Genomic DNA, 15511 nt, shown 5'->3' with positions numbered 1-15511 from the left:
TAAATGCGGTGTCTAAAGCTGTTTTAATATTCATAAAAAAATCCGATGGCAAATGCTCATCGGATTCTTACATCTATAGAAGATCGGTCAACTGATCATTAAAATATTTCTTAACTGATCGGCATTAAGCTTAAGCTCCTTTTTTATGGTGATATTTAAGTCGATTGGTATTACTGGCGATTAATTTTTACCGCAAAAGGCGTATCGTTATAGTGCGTTGAACGATACGGATTTATATCCAGCCCACCGCGGCGCGTATAACGCGCATAGACTTCAAGCTCTTTAATGTTTAGCTGCGTGGTTAAATCACTATAAATACGCTCTATACATTGCTCATGAAACTCATTGTGGGTTCTAAATGAAATTAAATAACGCAAGAGTGCCTCATGGCATATTTGCTCACCAGTGTAACGAATAATTATACTGGCCCAATCTGGTTGCGAGGTAATTAAGCAGTTAGATTTAAGCAAATGGCTGTGCAGGGTCTCAGTAACCAGGGTGTCACTCTTTGATTTAAGTGAGTAAGCGTCAATATCGTAGTTATCTATTTCAATATCTAAATCGTCAATACACTGCCCAGGTAATGGCGTGCAAGGTAAGCAGTTATAGTCATCAGGTGCGTATAACGTTACCGCTACATCGCTATTTACCGCATTTGATAAGTCTTCAATTAAATGCTGTTTTACCACCTCAATACTTTCAAAGCGGGTTTGATTAAAGCTATTTAAGTAAAGTTTAAACGACTTAGACTCAATAATATGGCTGCTTTGGCACGCAAAAGTAAACAGCGCCACGGCAACCTGCGGTTTACCTTTAGCGTTTAACCACGAAAGCTCATAACCTGTCCAAATATCTTGGCCTTTAAAGGGCAACTCGGCTTCGTCAATATTTAAAGCATCACGATTTAACTTGCGGGCAATAGGAAAAAGCAAGCTAGGCGAATATACATCTACGTATTCAGTAGATTGTCCTAACACACTACCTTTAAGGTCTGGAGAATTGCTGTAATCTGTCATGTTTGCTCTTAAATAGTTACAATAGGGACATTATATCTAATTTAAATGAGTTTCGCAGTATGTCTGTTGCAATGCAAATGGCCCAACTTCACACGCAATTTTGTGAAAAAACCGTTAAAAACACCGCTAAATATCCGCTTATGGCACACGATGAACAATGGCCTAGCCCTTGCGAGTTTGGCGAGGTAGACGCACAAGGCAATATTCAATGGAAAAGTGCTTTGCAAACCCCCGCAGGTTCATTATCAGATTTAGCTAACGCGCTTGAGCTGAGCTTCCCAGCTGGGGTTGATGAGTTTTATGGGCACATCTATGGCGGTAGCATTTTAGCTAGTATAGATGGTCATCGTGTGGAGTTATTACAAGCTTGGAATAAAGATGATTTTGACCTGCTGCAACAAAATATTACCGGTCATGTATTAATGAAACGAAAATTAAAGCAGCCAGAAACCCTATTCATTGGTTTAACTGAGCAAGATGACTTACTGGTTACCGTGCAGGTAAATACCGGTGAGGTATGTTTAGAGTACGTAGGTAAAAAGCCGCATCATGTACTTGCACCCAATATAGAATCTTTTTTAAAAGCGCTTGAGGTTTAGATTAATTAAACCAATGTGCAGAAATAGTTAATTATTGTGCAGGATAAGCCCTTTGCAAGACGCGTTAAAGGTTGCTCAGTTATTACAGAAAAAAGTAACGATATTGTAGCCTTACTCGCCGCCTTTACTTAATTTAATTGAGCATTAAAAAATCAGCTTAGTGCAATGCATTAAGCTAATTTTGTATAAGGTGTGTAACTTTATTTTGCAAAGTGCAGGCTTTTAGTTACTGAAAATCCCACGAAACATTAGATACCAACCCACATGGCTCACACCTAAAATCAAATAACCCAAACCACGGCTCTGGTAATTTCCACTCACTATTGCAGCTAGGGCATTTACGCTCAAGTTCTGAGGCTTTATCTACACCGCCTACACGGTATAAATAATAATAAACCGGTTTTTGAGTTAAAAAGCGGATACGTTTAGCAATGTCTTTACCGCGGCGATATAAGTCACTTTGTGTGCTTGATATTTCTTCAAGCGCTGGAAATTCACACCGAGTAGCGCCGTTAATTTGTATTTGATCGCAGGCTTGCCAATCTTCTTGCCATTTTATGAGTGTTTTATAATCACCATTTGCAATGGCCGGAATAGTAAACAATGGCACGGGTAAAAAGTCATCACCACAATACAGTGGGCTACAGGTATGCACATAGGTTGTGTATAAAATATAGCTTGAAGGCGATTTACAGGTATCGGCACCGTTTGAGTGAATGTCTTGGCCAATAACTTTTATTTTAGGAGCAAGTAAACCTGCACTGTGCAGCTTCTCAATACTGTGTTTTACAAAAGGGCTATTATTTAATGGGTGCATGGCGTCTTCGGTTGGGCACATTACACGGGTAATAAAATAGCCATCTTTTAGTACAGTTGGGAATTCTTCACCCATAATTTGGCCGTTAAAACGCAGTGCATTAACTAATCGGTTAATGGCTTGCTCAGCGTGCTCTAGGGTGGTGTCTTGGTAGCAGTCAAACGTTAAATCAACAACGAACATTTATAGTCTCAAATTATTTTTGCTCTAACAGGGCTAGCAACCTATCGAGTTTTTTCTCAATGCGATCGAGTTGAGATGTTTTAGGCTCAACGATGCTCTGCTCAGGGTTTTTCATTAAATTATGAATTGAATCAGGGTTATTCTTATATTGGCTTACTGCGGCAATAATAACCGGCATAGGCACAGGTTGTGCTAAACGGCTTTTAGTTAGGGCAACAGTAGGGGTTTTGCCTTCATCAAGAAGGACTTTAATTGCATCAAATACAACTGCATTCATTAGATTTGTAACTCTTTAATATATAAGCGCAGCAAGTGTTTGCTGCGCGGGTGCTATAGTAGCAACAATACCAAGGCGCATAAAGCCTTGGCATAAGCAGAGGGGGGATTATACCAATTCGCAATATTACTTAATCATTTTGCGGGGCTAAACGTGTCGCTACCTGTGTTAAACATTTTTCATTTAGAACAAGCAAATAGTGAGTTCTTGCTTAGCTATAAACACGTTTATCGAGCCTCAAAATAGGTCGCATAATTAAGCAAATTTGTATTACTTACCTTCTTGGCGAAGCCTCACATCAAGTTCATCAATTACTTCGCTCCACGCGCCATCTTCTGCTAGCGATTCTGCTAAAAAATGCTGCTGTGATTCATCCCAAAAAGGAGCTTGTTGTAAAAGCGTTGTGTCTTCTAGTGAGTGAGAAGCAATAAAATCGTCAATCTGTTGTTCTGAGCTAGGTAAACCCAATTGTGCAAACAACGTTTTCATATCGTGTTTTGTCGTATCCATATTATTACTCCATCTGATTAAATTAAACCAAGCTTAGAGCCAGACTATAGGCTTTGCTAGTTAAACTCTCGCTGAATTGACGGTATTTTTGCTTTAGGTATATAGTTAACTTGCAGTATAGATAAACATTTTCGCCATACAATTACCAATTACTTTATATACGGTAAATAGTTTGGCAACGTTGAGGGTAGTAAAGCAAAAAGGATACACAATGACAGTCACCTCTAATGAGCACACATTAAGCGTACAATACCTTGCCCCTGAAGATATAAGCACTGCAGGGAGTTTAATCTATCAGGCCTATCATGATGATCCGCTACTTCAAAATTTATTAGGTTATGATCAACATAATATAGCTGCCTACGAGAAAAAATTACGCTCAGTGATACGCGAAGAGCTCAGTGCTTTTTGGCAAGAAAAACTGCCATTAATAGGCTTGTACCGCGATGATAAATTAAAAGCGGTGGCGTGTGTATTTGAGTCAAGCAGCCAATTACAACCAGAGCGTTATTGGCATTGGCGCTTAAAGTTAATGCTGAGCGCAGGGTATTTGCAAACCAACCAACTAATAGAAAAAGAGCAAACAATACGCACTGCGCTTAATGAGATTGGCGATTACTACTATTTAGCGTTTATTGCGGTAGACCCGCACGTGCAAGGCCACGGACTTGGGCGCTACCTGTTACGAGGCTTAGATGATTTAGCAACTAAAAATACAGGGGCTAAAGGGCTTGCCGTTTTTGTTACACGCCAAGAGCATAATACGTTTTTTAAATCAGAAGGATTTAGCACTTATAAAGCACTTGCCTTTAATAAAGTATCCGGAGAGCTTCTTTTTAAACCATATGCAAAGTAAGTCTGTAAGCGATAAGCGCCATTACGGACATATACCCGTGAGATATATCTTACATTGACGTGCGCATTATCAGTTACGTTCGTTCGTAAATGCAGCTTTAAAATGGTAAGTTTTTGTTTAATATAGGGTTTTGTATTTTTTCATATATATTACGAAAAATTAATTTTGTTTACCTAGTAGGATGAAACCCAAACTCGCGTAGTATTCAACTTGTCAAGACGACATAGCTTAATGACTAAGCTACTGCCAAGGATACGGAATAGGCAACATAGCAGATGCTAGCAGGAAGCATAAAGGACAAGTTAAAAAGGACGCAAGGACGAACTAGGAAGTGCATGAAGCGCTTAGTAGTTGGAACTACTTAAGGATATTTACGGATGAGGCTACAGGAAGTAGCAGGAGCGTTAGTTTACGCAGGATGGCCAAAGCGGCAAGTGGAAAATGCAGGATGCATTTAAAGTGGCAGGAGCTACTTAAAAGGATGACCAATGATGATGCTACAGCAAGTAGCCAAGCGTTAGTTTACGTGGGTTAGCCAGGATTGTTATGGATTTTGCAGGATGCAATTTTGAGGGTAAATAGGGTTGTTTACTCGTTCAGGGGATGATAATACGGATTTTGGGTCAAGGATAACAAGCAGGATGCTGTAAGAGTGGGGCGTAACTTTTGTTACGCCTTAGTTTTATGTATTAACTTATTTTAGTGGTTTCATTTTAACCCCACCGGTTTTAACGATTAGAGTTAAATTTTGTGTGGCGGCACAACAACGCTTTTTAGCATTTCATTTTCCATAATTAAAATACCTTGGTAGGCATTTTCGCCATCACTTGAAAACTCAAACATAAATTCGCTTTTGATCCCCGGTTTGCCATTTTTTAAAATGCCAAAGCGGCGTTTTGTGCACGCTACGCTCATTAACTGAACCTGTAATTGCTCAGCTTGGCGCGCGGCATGACTGTTAGCAGCTTCTGCCACTTTTCGATTTAGCCAAAATAAGTAAATTACAGTGCCAATGGCGATAAACGTCCACAAAGTAGCCATTAAGAGAACAACCTTCCAATTGCGCGAGCGAGCGTTTCGCTGCGATTTTCTTTACGTAATAAGCCTAATAAATGTGGGCGTATAGTGGGTATTGCAACTAAATCAGCAAAGATACTGGGAAATAGCTCGGCAATTTGCTGGTGGTGCGCACAATTATCCATAAAAATATGTAAGCGCTCAGGCTCTTCTAGTTGAGAAAAGCATCGCCCTGCAATCGTTAAAAGTACATCTGAATCAGTGCCAACAGATGAGCTTAATGCAGCATCTACTAGTTGTGTACACAGCCCTTGGGCTTGGCCTTTTGAAAGCGAGCGCAGTGCGGCAGTTAGTGCAATTGTATCGTTATTTTCAATGGCAGTGTGGCCATAGGCGACTAAAAGCTCACTGAGTGATGGCGGTATTTCTACATGTTCAAGCATGGCGCTCAAAGGCTGCAATACCTCTAGTGGTAAATGCGGCCAAGCTTTTTGCAAGTTTGCTAAGTTGTTGTCGTTATTTAGGCGCAGTGCAAAATCGGCAATACCTTGTAGCGCAACGCTTTGCCAATCATCAAAACCTAAAGTGCCACTAAAGTACAGCTGCGTGTGCTCGTAATATTTAGAGGCTGGTTGCTTTAACAATACTTTAAGTTGGGCGTTAAAAGCCGCTAATTTATTTGCATTAGGGGTAAACACATAAGGGTTATTATCTAGCTTACCATCGGCTTGCTCGCCGGTTATTTCGCTGCCTAGGGCTTCAATTACCATATTAGCGAAATGATCGCGGCTCGCGCTCACTAATTTACTTTGCTCATCAAGTGGAAACTTTAAAAACCATACATAAGGTTCTTTACTTGCTTTGCTATCCCAAAATTGAATAGCCAGCCATGCATGCCCCGCAAGCGGATAAGGATAAGGAACTTGCGCTTGCTCAATAGCTAAAAACTGTTTTTTATCAAGCTTAGTAATATGCCTGCCAATATCAAAAGCACGCCATTGTGTACCGGCGCCATCTAAGAGTTGGCCAAGTGTCGCTATGTGTTCGCTCATCGTTATCTCAATTGTTTTTACTGCAAAATTGCCTCAATTATACGCCATAGCAGGCATTGAGGGAACAGGGTATAATTGCCCTATAACGTAAAAAGAAGAGTGGTTATGTATCAGCAAACGCAGGCTTATTTAAACCAATTAAGCACACTTTTAAAAAAACATAAACTGTGGCAAAGCACGCCAATAGAGGCGCATAAATTACAATCTCAAGTGCCTTTTTGTCACGATACCATGGCATTTGAGCAATGGTTACAGTTTGTATTTATTGAAAAAATGCAGCAATTAATAACGCTCAGCCAACCATTGCCGCAAAATTTTGCCATTGCGCCTATGGCAGAGATGGCGTTAGTGGATAAAACCGGCAGCGGCGAAATTATAACGCTACTTAGTGAACTTGATGCTTTTTTAGGTAAACCCCATGACTGAAAAGGGTGAACCTGTAGAGTACGGCGAGCTTAATATTCTTTACCAAGACGAATACTTTGTTGCCATAGATAAGCCCGCAGGCTTATTGGTTCATCGCTCTTTTTTAGATAAACACGAAACTCAATTTGCAATGCAGATGCTGCGCGACCAATTAGGGCAACATGTATTTCCGGTGCATAGGCTAGATAGACCAACATCAGGTGTGCTGCTATTTGCTTTAAGTTCAGAATCTGCCCGAGACATGAACAAGCTATTTATTGAAGGCACTATTACAAAACGTTATTTAGCGCTTGTACGTGGTTTTGCGCCTGAATCGGTGTTTGTAGATAAACCGTTAAAAGAAGAGCTTGATAAAATAGCTGACAAATTTGCCACGCAAGATAAAGCGCCACAAGCGGCGCAAACGCAATTTAATTGTCTGCATCAAGCAACGTTACCAATTCCTATTGGTAAATACCCCACGGTGCGTTACTCGCTCGTAGAGTGTTTCCCAAAAACGGGCCGAAAGCATCAAATTAGGCGCCACCTTAATCATTTATCAATACCTATTATTGGTGATGTAAATCATGGTGATAATCAGCATAATCAATTTTTTAGGGAACATTTTGCACTGCGGCGGTTAATGCTATTTGCAACGCAGCTTAGTTTTGTGCACCCTTACACGCATAAACCCATCGTAATTAAAGCGCCACTAGGTGAAGACATGCTTAGTATATGTAAGCAACTAGGTTGGCCACAGCAAGAAAAGGATTATTAATGGCACATATTAGTATTTTTGTAGGCAGCGTTAACGGCGGCGCAGAACGTTTAAGCTACGACGTTGCAAATACAATTGAAAAAGCGGGACACACTGCGAGCGTTATTAGTGAGGCCTCACTTGATGATATTAAAAACGCCTCACATATATTAGTTGTTACCTCTACCACAGGGCAAGGCGATGTACCTAGCAATTTAGCAGGGCTCTACTTTGCAATGAACAGCACATTTCCGATGCTAACTGATAAGCCATTTGGTGTTATAGCCATGGGCGATAGATGCTACGGCGATACGTTTTGCGGTGCAGGGCGCAGCTTTGATGAGCTACTACGTGACTTGCAAGCTAAGCCGGTAGGAAACCGTTTAGAAATAGATGCCTGCGAAGACTTTGAGCCATGGCCCGTAGCAGAGCCATGGTTAAAAGCATGGCTTGAAAAATTACCAGCTTAGTAACATCAATGCGCAATAATGCTTAATCATTTTGCGGGGTTAAATGTGTCGCTAGCTGCGTTAAAAAATGCTCATTTACGACTGCATGGATGCAGAAGGTAGAGCCATGCAGGAGCAATTGACGAGAACAACTAAATAGCGAATTTATTGCCTAGCTATTAACACGTTTTTCCGGCCTCAAAATAGAGCATTTAATTAAGCGAATTGGTATTAACTGCTTATATGTACAAAAAAAGGAGCGCATGCGCTCCTTTTTTAATTATTAAACCGTTGGTTAACTACTTCTTACATCAACCTTAAGCTTTAACTTTTGGCCTGGCTGTAAATACTTTTGGCCGGCTAAGTTATTCCACTTAATAATTTCGCTTACGGTTAAATTAAATTTAGACGCAATACGTGCAAGCGAGTCACCACGGCGTACTTTGTACGTAATGGTGCGATTAGTACTTGCAGTTGCTTGTGGTTTACTCGCTGATTTATAAACAGTGAGCTTTTGATTTAAGCGCAATACTGAGTTTTTCTTCAGTTTATTCCACGAGGCCAACTCATCCATGGTGACATCGTATTCGCGACTAATGTCCCACAGGGTGTCGCCACTTTTAACCGTGTGCGACAGCTTAGTACGGGTGGCTTTATTAGCAGCTAAACGCATTTGCTTAGGTAAATGTTCGCTATTAATTGCCCCATCGGTTAAGGGTACTAATAACTGTTGGCCAATACGTATGGTGTTTGACTTTAATTTATTAAGCGAGCGAATAGCACTGGTGCTGGTGGTAAATTTTTTAGCAATAACCGATAGGCTATCTCCGCGCGCCACAGTGTATTGCTGCCAGCGTAAGCGGTCTTTAACATCGGTTTGCGCCAGCTTTTGGCTGAATTGTTCCGCTTTATCGGTGGGTAATAGTAAAAAATGCGGACCGTTAGGGTCGGTCGCCCAGCGGTTAAAGCCTGGGTTTAACCTGTATAGCTCAGTAAGAGTCATATCGGCCATATCTGCGGCCAGTGCTAAGTCAATCTGCGTGCCTACATCAACCACTTCTACAACTTGTGCGTTGATAACCGGTTTCCACTTTACATTAAACTCATCAGCGCGTTTTAATAAATCGGCAAGGGCTAAAAGCTTTGGTACATACGCGGTGGTTTCGCTTGGTAAGTCGAGAGACCAAAAATCTGTTGGTAAATGCTTTTTACGATTTTTCTTAATCGCACGCATTAAACGCCCTTCGCCTGAATTATAAGCGGCAATGGCGTTTAACCAATCGCCTTCAAGGGTTTTGTGTAAATACGATAAGTAATCAAGGGCAGCACGCGTAGACTGCACTATGTCGCGTCGGCCGTCGTACCACCAGTTTTGTTTTAAATCAAAACGCTCGCCAGTGGCTGGCATAAATTGCCAAATACCCGAAGCACTGCGATTAGAGTAGCCAAATGGGTCAAACGCGCTTTCTACAATAGGTAAAAGGGCAATTTCGATAGGCATTTCGCGCTTTTCTACTTCTTCAACAATAAAGTGTAAGTAAGGTTCTGCGCGTTTTGAAATGCGGTCTAAATAAGCTTGATGACGCGCATAGTAATTACGCTCGGTAACAACAGGGCGGTTTTGCGGTACATCAATAGACAGTTGGTAGCGAATGCGCCCCCACACATCGTCAAAAACGGGGGCGTCTTCGCTCTGCTCAACGTGTTGATATTGGGCGTTTACCATCAATGAATTGTTAATATCGTTAGGGCTTGCGCCGTCTAAGCGCTTATTTGCTTGGGTAGCAGCTTGTGCGTCTGAATCTACGGTTGTTAATGTTTGACAACCACTTAGCGCAAGCGCCAAGGCAATTAATAGAGGAGATTTATTCATATATACCAATACATCAGGTAAAAAAACTCGGCGAATACTACCCGTTATGAGTCAACATTGCCACTTAACGACCAACTTTAACATGTTGATAAAACCATTCGCTATTTTTAAACCAATGGTTTTACCTAGGATATACCTAACCACGATGCTGCAAAATTAATTACAACAGGTCAACATATCTTAACTAAAAGCTGTCTTTGAATCGTCTCAGACTTGCAAAGTTTTCCCATGGTTCATTGTTTTTTGTAACCAACACAAATTCTTTTGGAATTAACTCTGTAATAGTAGGTAGGTCGCTGCGCATAAACGGATTAACTTTAAGCTCTTGGCCTATTGTACTTGGCAGTGTAATTTCACCCTTAGCACGCTGTGCATCAACTTTATCGCTGTATTGGAGTAGCTCAGGGTTACGCGGCTCTACGGCTTTTGCAAATGCTAAATTGGCTTGCGTATATTCATGCGTGCAATACACTTTGCAGGTTTTAGGTAGCTCACGCAGCTTATTAAACGACTCCCACATTTGCTCAGGCGTCCCTTCAAATAATCGCCCACAGCCCCCACTAAAAAGGGTATCGCCTGTAAAAGCCAACTCTTCATGAATATAACAAATGTGATCAAGTGTATGGCCAGGGGTGGTAATAATGTTAAAACGCGTACCCAATACCTCAATGCTATCGCCATCAACCAGTGTATTGGTGATCCCCGCAAACGGACTGTTAATAGGACCGTACACTGCAATGTTTGAAAACTGTTTTACAAGCTCGGCTACGCCACCGGTATGATCGCTGTGATGATGGGTAATTAAAATGCCACCAAGTTGTAAGTTATGCTCTGCTAAATGCGCCATAACGGGCTTTGCGTCGCCTGGGTCAACCACCCATGCTAGGTCGCTATTATGGGTAGTTAAACACCAAATATAATTGTCAGAAAATGCTTTAATTGCTTTAACTTGCACCATATTAATTTGCTCTATAAAGTGACGGTTAACACCTAGTATAACGAGCTATAAAAATGAAACCAGCCCTTAGTTTTCAAGAAGGACCCAAACCGCTGTCATGGCAGCAGTTCCCTCATGGGGATTATTTACGTGCTGACATTGAACAAAAAATGGATCAATGGCTGCCGCGTATGTTTGGTTACCATATGCTTAAATTAGGTAATTTAAGTGGCGAGCTTAATACCAGCGTAAGCACTATAAAACACCAAGTATGTGTTGCCGAAGAGGGGCCTTACACAGGTGTAATAGCCGATATAGACGAACTGCCTTTTTATGAGCACAGTGTTGATGCGTGTATTTTAAGCCACTGCTTAGAGTATCACTCAGACCCACATCACATATTACGCGAGGCGCATCGCACACTTATACCCGGTGGTTACATTGTTATTACCGGATTTAATCCGTTTAGTTTATGTGGATTGGCGCAAATGTTGCCTTTTAGCGGCCAAAAACTGCCGTGGACGGGGCGTTTTTTTACGCCTGCGCGGGTAAAAGATTGGCTCAATTTATTGGGGTTTGAAATTATTAGCGATGAGCGCTTTATTTACTCATCTCTTGCGCGTGGTAACAGGCTTTCACGGTTTGCATTTTGGCGCAGCTTTGCCAAACAGTATTTAAAACCTATGGGGAGTGTGTATATGCTGGTGGCTCGAAAGCGCGTGGCTCCGCTTACGCCTATAAAACCTAAGTGGCATGCAAGGCCGCAGTTTTCACCTGTAAAAGGGGCAGGGCTTAGGCAAACCTCAAAGCAGCACTTTAAACAGTGTGAGCAAAAAAATAATAATAGTTAAAAAATGTAAGTAGGCACTTTTTAACCCAGCCATGAGCCTTACACTCATGGCATTAAAAAGTGCGAAAGCTTTAACGGGTTAAGGCTGATACCCTACATCATCAAGTAGGTTGCTACTGCCTGCAGCGTCACGTGCTAAATCGTCAACTATTTCGTTATATTTATGCCCGCTATGTCCCTTTACCCATTTCCATGTAACCGTGTGCTCGCTACAAGCGCTATCAAGTCGCTTCCATAAATCAACATTTTTAACCGGCTTTTTTGCTGATGTTTGCCAGCCCCTTTTTTTCCAATTTGCAATCCACGACTCAATACCCTGCTTAACATACTGGCTATCTGTGGTGAGGTTAACGGTGCAAGGGCGGGTAAGTGATTCAAGGGCAACAATGGCAGCGAGCATTTCCATACGGTTGTTTGTGGTGAGCTTATACCCTTGGCTTAATTTTTTTTCGTGGCCGTTATAAATCATAAAAATACCATAACCACCAGGGCCCGGATTACCTAAACATGAGCCATCGGTGTAAATCTCTACGGTTTTTTGCACTGTTTTACCTTGATATTATGTACAATAAAGTGATTATAGAAAGATACCAGAGTCAGGCTAAATTCGATATGGCACGTAGACAAATAGTTTTAGATACAGAAACCACCGGCATCGACCCCAAACAGGGGCACCGGATTATAGAAATTGGGTGTGTAGAATTAATAAACCGACGTTTAACCGGTAATAATTTTCATGTTTACATTAACCCACAACGCAGCATTGAAGAAGAAGCAATAGATGTTCACGGTATTACCAACGAGTTTTTACGTGATAAACCACTTTATCGCGATATAGCGCAAGAGTTTTTTGACTACATTAAAGATGCAGAGCTTGTAATACATAACGCCCCGTTCGATGTGGGCCATATGGATAACGAGTTTGCGCTGCTTAACCAAGGCTACCCAAATACGCACGAGTACTGCCAAGTTCTCGACACCCTTAAAATGGCGCGTGACTTGCATCCTGGTCAAAAGAACAACCTAGATGCTTTGTGCCGCCGTTACGATATAGACAACGCAAAACGAACATTACACGGCGCATTACTGGATTCTGAAATTTTAGCCGATGTTTACCTTGCCATGACGGGCGGGCAAACCAAGCTAAACTTAAACCAAAATAAAGATGACGGCAGTGAGCAACAGACTGGTGGCATAAGACGCTTAAGTAGTGACCGAGCACCTTTAGTTGTATTGCGCGCAAACGACGCTGAGCAAAGCGCACACGAAGCACGACTCGATCTTGTCGACAAAGAAGGCGGCCACTGTTTATGGCGCGCTGAATAAGGCCAACTATGAAAACGATGTATTTTATAACTGTACTGTGCGCCACCTCACTGTTTAGCGCCAGTGCGTTTGCCGTTAAGCAAGTAGAGCTGCTTAAACGCGACGGCGAACAAAATGAAATACCGCTGCTAGATAACCGTTTTCGTATAGACAGCCAATTAGACGAAATAACCTTACTATTTTTTAGAAAGCCAGGTTCGCCCGCGGTTATTTTAGTCAGGCCCGATGGCAGTAAGTACTTTGCCACTAACGCCGTTAAAGATCCCAACCTCGATTGGTTTGATGAGCTTAGTTACGACTTAATCACCATAAAAAAACCGATGGCTGGCCCATGGCAAGTTATTGGCCGCATTTTGCCCGACAGCCGCATTGTGGTGTTAGGGGAAGTGTCTTTAAAAGCACAGCCATTACCTCCTATGTTATTTAGAGGCGAGACAATAAAAATAACGGGCGAAATTTTAAATGATGATGAGCCTATCGATGCTAACTTATTCACAGATGTAGTTAGCCTAAACGTTGACTTTGTAAGTACCAACGATGAAAGCTATGCAAACTTTGGTGCAGGCACTCAAGAAGTTGCCGAATTTAAAGACGATGGCCGCGGCTTTGATGAACGCCCTAACGATGGAGTGTTTACTGGCGAATTTAAATTAGACTTTCCCGCAGGGCAGTGGACGCCAGAACTCTATATAGCGACCCCCTTATTACAGCGACGGATTGTGCAAGACCCTATCATTGTGCATGAACCACCATTTAAATCTGAGGTCGCACTGGCAGAGCTTGATACTGACGATCACCAGCTAACTATTAATATAGATAGCAACATAGTTAAGCCCGAAACCGTTATTGTGCAGGGAAAAATTTATTACCCTAACAATGAAGAGCAAATGTTTACAATTGACGCGCAAGCGGGTGATACACGCCAACTAGCAATTAAAAACTATGATTGGGGAAGATACAGCGTTGAACTGTCTGTTTTTGGCACTAATATAAATGGTCGTGAGTTTATGGCCACAATACCAACATACAAATTTGAGATAGAAAGGCCAATAGAAGCAGTGCCCGAAATAGACCCTGCTACGCTTGTTGATCAAAATCTGGCCTCGGAAGCTGAACCCGTTGAAGAAAAAATGGCCACTTCTACATTAGTGACTTTAATCGTGGGCTGTAATTTACTCATTTTATTGTTAGGGTGGTTAGCAATTCGTATTTTTGTACAGAAAAAGCCAATCAAATTTAACTTTAAACTGCCTTTTTTAAACAAAAAGAAAGTAAACGATGAGAGCAACGCCGATGCAGAAAAAAATCAAGTCGGCAAAAATGGCTCAAAAAGTGACAAATCAGGTGAAATTTTAAACCTTTCGATGTCAGATGACTAAAAAACCTGTAAAAAAACAAAAAAGCCCTTGACGAAGTAGGGGCTGATTCGTATTATTCACGCCGCTGCAAAGGGAGACCTAAGCAGAAACGAAAATGCGGAGTGGTAGTTCAGTTGGTTAGAATACCGGCCTGTCACGCCGGGGGTCGCGGGTTCGAGTCCCGTCCACTCCGCCAATTTTCGACAATTTGTAAGTAGACGCTGGAGTGGTAGTTCAGTTGGTTAGAATACCGGCCTGTCACGCCGGGGGTCGCGGGTTCGAGTCCCGTCCACTCCGCCAACACTTACACAACATATGGTTGTAAAACATATTCTTATTATGGAGTGGTAGTTCAGTTGGTTAGAATACCGGCCTGTCACGCCGGGGGTCGCGGGTTCGAGTCCCGTCCACTCCGCCAATAAGAAAAAATAACAGTTTAAATACGCGCTGGAGTGGTAGTTCAGTTGGTTAGAATACCGGCCTGTCACGCCGGGGGTCGCGGGTTCGAGTCCCGTCCACTCCGCCACTATTTAAACACTGTTATGTTACAAAATTTGTATGCTGGAGTGGTAGTTCAGTTGGTTAGAATACCGGCCTGTCACGCCGGGGGTCGCGGGTTCGAGTCCCGTCCACTCCGCCAACAAATTTAGTAATGACAAATAATATGATATCTCTGCGGAGTGGTAGTTCAGTTGGTTAGAATACCGGCCTGTCACGCCGGGGGTCGCGGGTTCGAGTCCCGTCCACTCCGCCATTTGATATCGTAACAAAATTAGTAAGTGCATTACCCCATGCACATACCACTGCGGAGTGGTAGTTCAGTTGGTTAGAATACCGGCCTGTCACGCCGGGGGTCGCGGGTTCGAGTCCCGTCCACTCCGCCACTTGTTATTTCCTCAATAGCAAGCTTATAAAATCCTTGGTTAAATAATTTTATAAATTACCCTTTGGCTATCAGCTATCAGCTATCAGCTATCAGCTATCAGCTATCAGCTATCAGCTATCAGCTATCAGCTATCTGATCTGACCCCGATAAAGTAGACACGGGGTTTTAATTCATTGATTCATATTGTATGGGGCTAACATTTCCAATCGTCCCATGCATTCGCACTGAGTTGTAGTAATTCTCAATATAAAAACGACTTTGTATTGTCATTTCGCTACGACTCAGTTCATTTAGATTACTCATCCATTCTTTTTTGTACTGAGCAAAAAAACTTTCTGAACAG

18 protein-coding genes and 7 tRNA genes are annotated in these 15511 nt (G+C 42.0%); 15 read left to right on the top strand and 10 right to left on the bottom strand.

The window, feature by feature from the left end; translation table 11 throughout:
- Positions 1-170: 170 nt before the first annotated feature.
- A complete protein-coding gene (queF, locus tag PSI06_RS19330) occupies positions 171-1016 on the bottom strand; it encodes an NADPH-dependent 7-cyano-7-deazaguanine reductase QueF (RefSeq protein ID WP_273604659.1) in 846 nt (281 codons plus the stop codon).
- Positions 1017-1075: 59 nt separating this feature from the next.
- Here queF and syd point away from each other — a divergent pair, with 59 nt between their 5' ends.
- Complete coding sequence (syd, locus tag PSI06_RS19325; protein WP_273604658.1) at positions 1076-1615, top strand: SecY-interacting protein; 540 nt, start codon at positions 1076-1078, stop codon at positions 1613-1615.
- 226 nt (positions 1616-1841) lie between these two features.
- On the opposite strand, the gene PSI06_RS19320 is transcribed toward syd, so the two are convergent.
- The 3 genes from PSI06_RS19320 to PSI06_RS19310 all read right to left on the bottom strand — a co-directional run bounded on the left by PSI06_RS19320 (position 1842) and on the right by PSI06_RS19310 (position 3402).
- The gene (locus PSI06_RS19320) at positions 1842-2615 is read right to left on the bottom strand and encodes a Zn-ribbon-containing protein (RefSeq protein ID WP_004585968.1); all 774 of its coding nucleotides are present in this window, start codon (positions 2613-2615) and stop codon (positions 1842-1844) included.
- Between the two features lie 13 nt (positions 2616-2628).
- The gene (locus PSI06_RS19315; RefSeq protein WP_004585969.1) at positions 2629-2892 is read right to left on the bottom strand and encodes a hypothetical protein; all 264 of its coding nucleotides are present in this window, start codon (positions 2890-2892) and stop codon (positions 2629-2631) included.
- Between the two features lie 270 nt (positions 2893-3162).
- Positions 3163-3402: a DUF2789 domain-containing protein gene (locus PSI06_RS19310; protein ID WP_004585970.1), complete on the bottom strand. Its 240-nt coding sequence runs from the start codon at positions 3400-3402 to the stop codon at positions 3163-3165.
- Positions 3403-3613: 211 nt separating this feature from the next.
- Between PSI06_RS19310 and PSI06_RS19305 the strand changes: the two genes are divergently transcribed.
- Positions 3614-4258 carry a GNAT family N-acetyltransferase gene (locus PSI06_RS19305; protein ID WP_096041967.1) on the top strand — a complete coding sequence of 215 codons (645 nt, stop codon included), beginning with the start codon at positions 3614-3616 and terminating at the stop codon, positions 4256-4258.
- A gap of 741 nt (positions 4259-4999) precedes the next feature.
- Here the strand turns inward: PSI06_RS19305 and PSI06_RS19300 are convergent.
- Together PSI06_RS19300 and PSI06_RS19295 are read right to left on the bottom strand one after the other, a co-directional pair.
- Entirely contained in the window at positions 5000-5299 is a 300-nt protein-coding gene (locus tag PSI06_RS19300) for a DUF3301 domain-containing protein (protein WP_273604657.1), read from the bottom strand.
- A complete protein-coding gene (locus PSI06_RS19295; protein ID WP_004585973.1) occupies positions 5299-6327 on the bottom strand; it encodes a DUF3549 family protein in 1029 nt (342 codons plus the stop codon). Before PSI06_RS19295 ends, PSI06_RS19300 begins: the two co-directional genes overlap by 1 nt.
- Before the next feature lie 105 nt (positions 6328-6432).
- Here PSI06_RS19295 and PSI06_RS19290 point away from each other — a divergent pair, with 105 nt between their 5' ends.
- From PSI06_RS19290 to PSI06_RS19280, 3 genes are read left to right on the top strand one after another with little or no spacing between them, the layout of a single operon-like run.
- Positions 6433-6753, top strand: coding sequence for a YqcC family protein (locus tag PSI06_RS19290; protein ID WP_004585974.1), 321 nt, complete (start codon positions 6433-6435; stop codon positions 6751-6753).
- Positions 6746-7510: a tRNA pseudouridine(65) synthase TruC gene (gene truC, locus PSI06_RS19285; RefSeq protein ID WP_004585975.1), complete on the top strand. Its 765-nt coding sequence runs from the start codon at positions 6746-6748 to the stop codon at positions 7508-7510. Before PSI06_RS19290 ends, truC begins: the two co-directional genes overlap by 8 nt.
- The gene (locus tag PSI06_RS19280; RefSeq protein ID WP_024033689.1) at positions 7510-7959 is read left to right on the top strand and encodes a flavodoxin; all 450 of its coding nucleotides are present in this window, start codon (positions 7510-7512) and stop codon (positions 7957-7959) included. Before truC ends, PSI06_RS19280 begins: the two co-directional genes overlap by 1 nt.
- A gap of 274 nt (positions 7960-8233) precedes the next feature.
- Here PSI06_RS19280 and PSI06_RS19275 read toward each other — a convergent pair whose 3' ends face one another.
- Positions 8234-9811 carry a LysM peptidoglycan-binding domain-containing protein gene (locus PSI06_RS19275; RefSeq protein ID WP_273604656.1) on the bottom strand — a complete coding sequence of 526 codons (1578 nt, stop codon included), beginning with the start codon at positions 9809-9811 and terminating at the stop codon, positions 8234-8236.
- A gap of 184 nt (positions 9812-9995) precedes the next feature.
- Positions 9996-10769, bottom strand: a complete 774-nt coding sequence (gene gloB, locus PSI06_RS19270; RefSeq protein WP_273604655.1) for a hydroxyacylglutathione hydrolase — start codon at positions 10767-10769, stop codon at positions 9996-9998.
- A 53-nt stretch (positions 10770-10822) separates the two neighbouring features.
- Here gloB and PSI06_RS19265 point away from each other — a divergent pair, with 53 nt between their 5' ends.
- Complete coding sequence (locus tag PSI06_RS19265) at positions 10823-11599, top strand: class I SAM-dependent methyltransferase (RefSeq protein ID WP_004585979.1); 777 nt, start codon at positions 10823-10825, stop codon at positions 11597-11599.
- 78 nt (positions 11600-11677) lie between these two features.
- On the opposite strand, the gene rnhA is transcribed toward PSI06_RS19265, so the two are convergent.
- Entirely contained in the window at positions 11678-12142 is a 465-nt protein-coding gene (gene rnhA, locus PSI06_RS19260; RefSeq protein WP_004585980.1) for a ribonuclease HI, read from the bottom strand.
- 68 nt (positions 12143-12210) lie between these two features.
- Between rnhA and dnaQ the strand changes: the two genes are divergently transcribed.
- The 9 genes from dnaQ to PSI06_RS19215 all read left to right on the top strand — a co-directional run bounded on the left by dnaQ (position 12211) and on the right by PSI06_RS19215 (position 15166).
- Positions 12211-12924: a DNA polymerase III subunit epsilon gene (gene dnaQ / locus PSI06_RS19255; RefSeq protein WP_273604654.1), complete on the top strand. Its 714-nt coding sequence runs from the start codon at positions 12211-12213 to the stop codon at positions 12922-12924.
- An 8-nt stretch (positions 12925-12932) separates the two neighbouring features.
- The gene (locus PSI06_RS19250) at positions 12933-14303 is read left to right on the top strand and encodes a TIGR03503 family protein (RefSeq protein ID WP_273604653.1); all 1371 of its coding nucleotides are present in this window, start codon (positions 12933-12935) and stop codon (positions 14301-14303) included.
- Between the two features lie 98 nt (positions 14304-14401).
- Positions 14402-14478, top strand: a tRNA-Asp gene (locus PSI06_RS19245).
- Positions 14479-14505: 27 nt separating this feature from the next.
- Positions 14506-14582: transfer RNA gene (locus PSI06_RS19240), tRNA-Asp, on the top strand.
- Between the two features lie 41 nt (positions 14583-14623).
- Positions 14624-14700: transfer RNA gene (locus PSI06_RS19235), tRNA-Asp, on the top strand.
- 31 nt (positions 14701-14731) lie between these two features.
- Positions 14732-14808: transfer RNA gene (locus PSI06_RS19230), tRNA-Asp, on the top strand.
- Between the two features lie 37 nt (positions 14809-14845).
- Positions 14846-14922, top strand: a tRNA-Asp gene (locus tag PSI06_RS19225).
- A gap of 37 nt (positions 14923-14959) precedes the next feature.
- Positions 14960-15036 (top strand) — tRNA-Asp (locus PSI06_RS19220).
- A gap of 53 nt (positions 15037-15089) precedes the next feature.
- A tRNA-Asp gene (locus tag PSI06_RS19215) sits at positions 15090-15166 on the top strand.
- A gap of 167 nt (positions 15167-15333) precedes the next feature.
- On the opposite strand, the gene PSI06_RS19210 is transcribed toward PSI06_RS19215, so the two are convergent.
- Positions 15334-15511, bottom strand: a 178-nt coding sequence (locus PSI06_RS19210; protein ID WP_273604660.1) for an IS3 family transposase, incomplete at its 5' end; no start/stop codon positions are given.

Source organism: Pseudoalteromonas sp. GABNS16E (assembly GCF_028598715.1).
Lineage (GTDB): Bacteria > Pseudomonadota > Gammaproteobacteria > Enterobacterales > Alteromonadaceae > Pseudoalteromonas > Pseudoalteromonas atlantica.
This window is presented reverse-complemented; position numbering and strand designations above follow the sequence as displayed.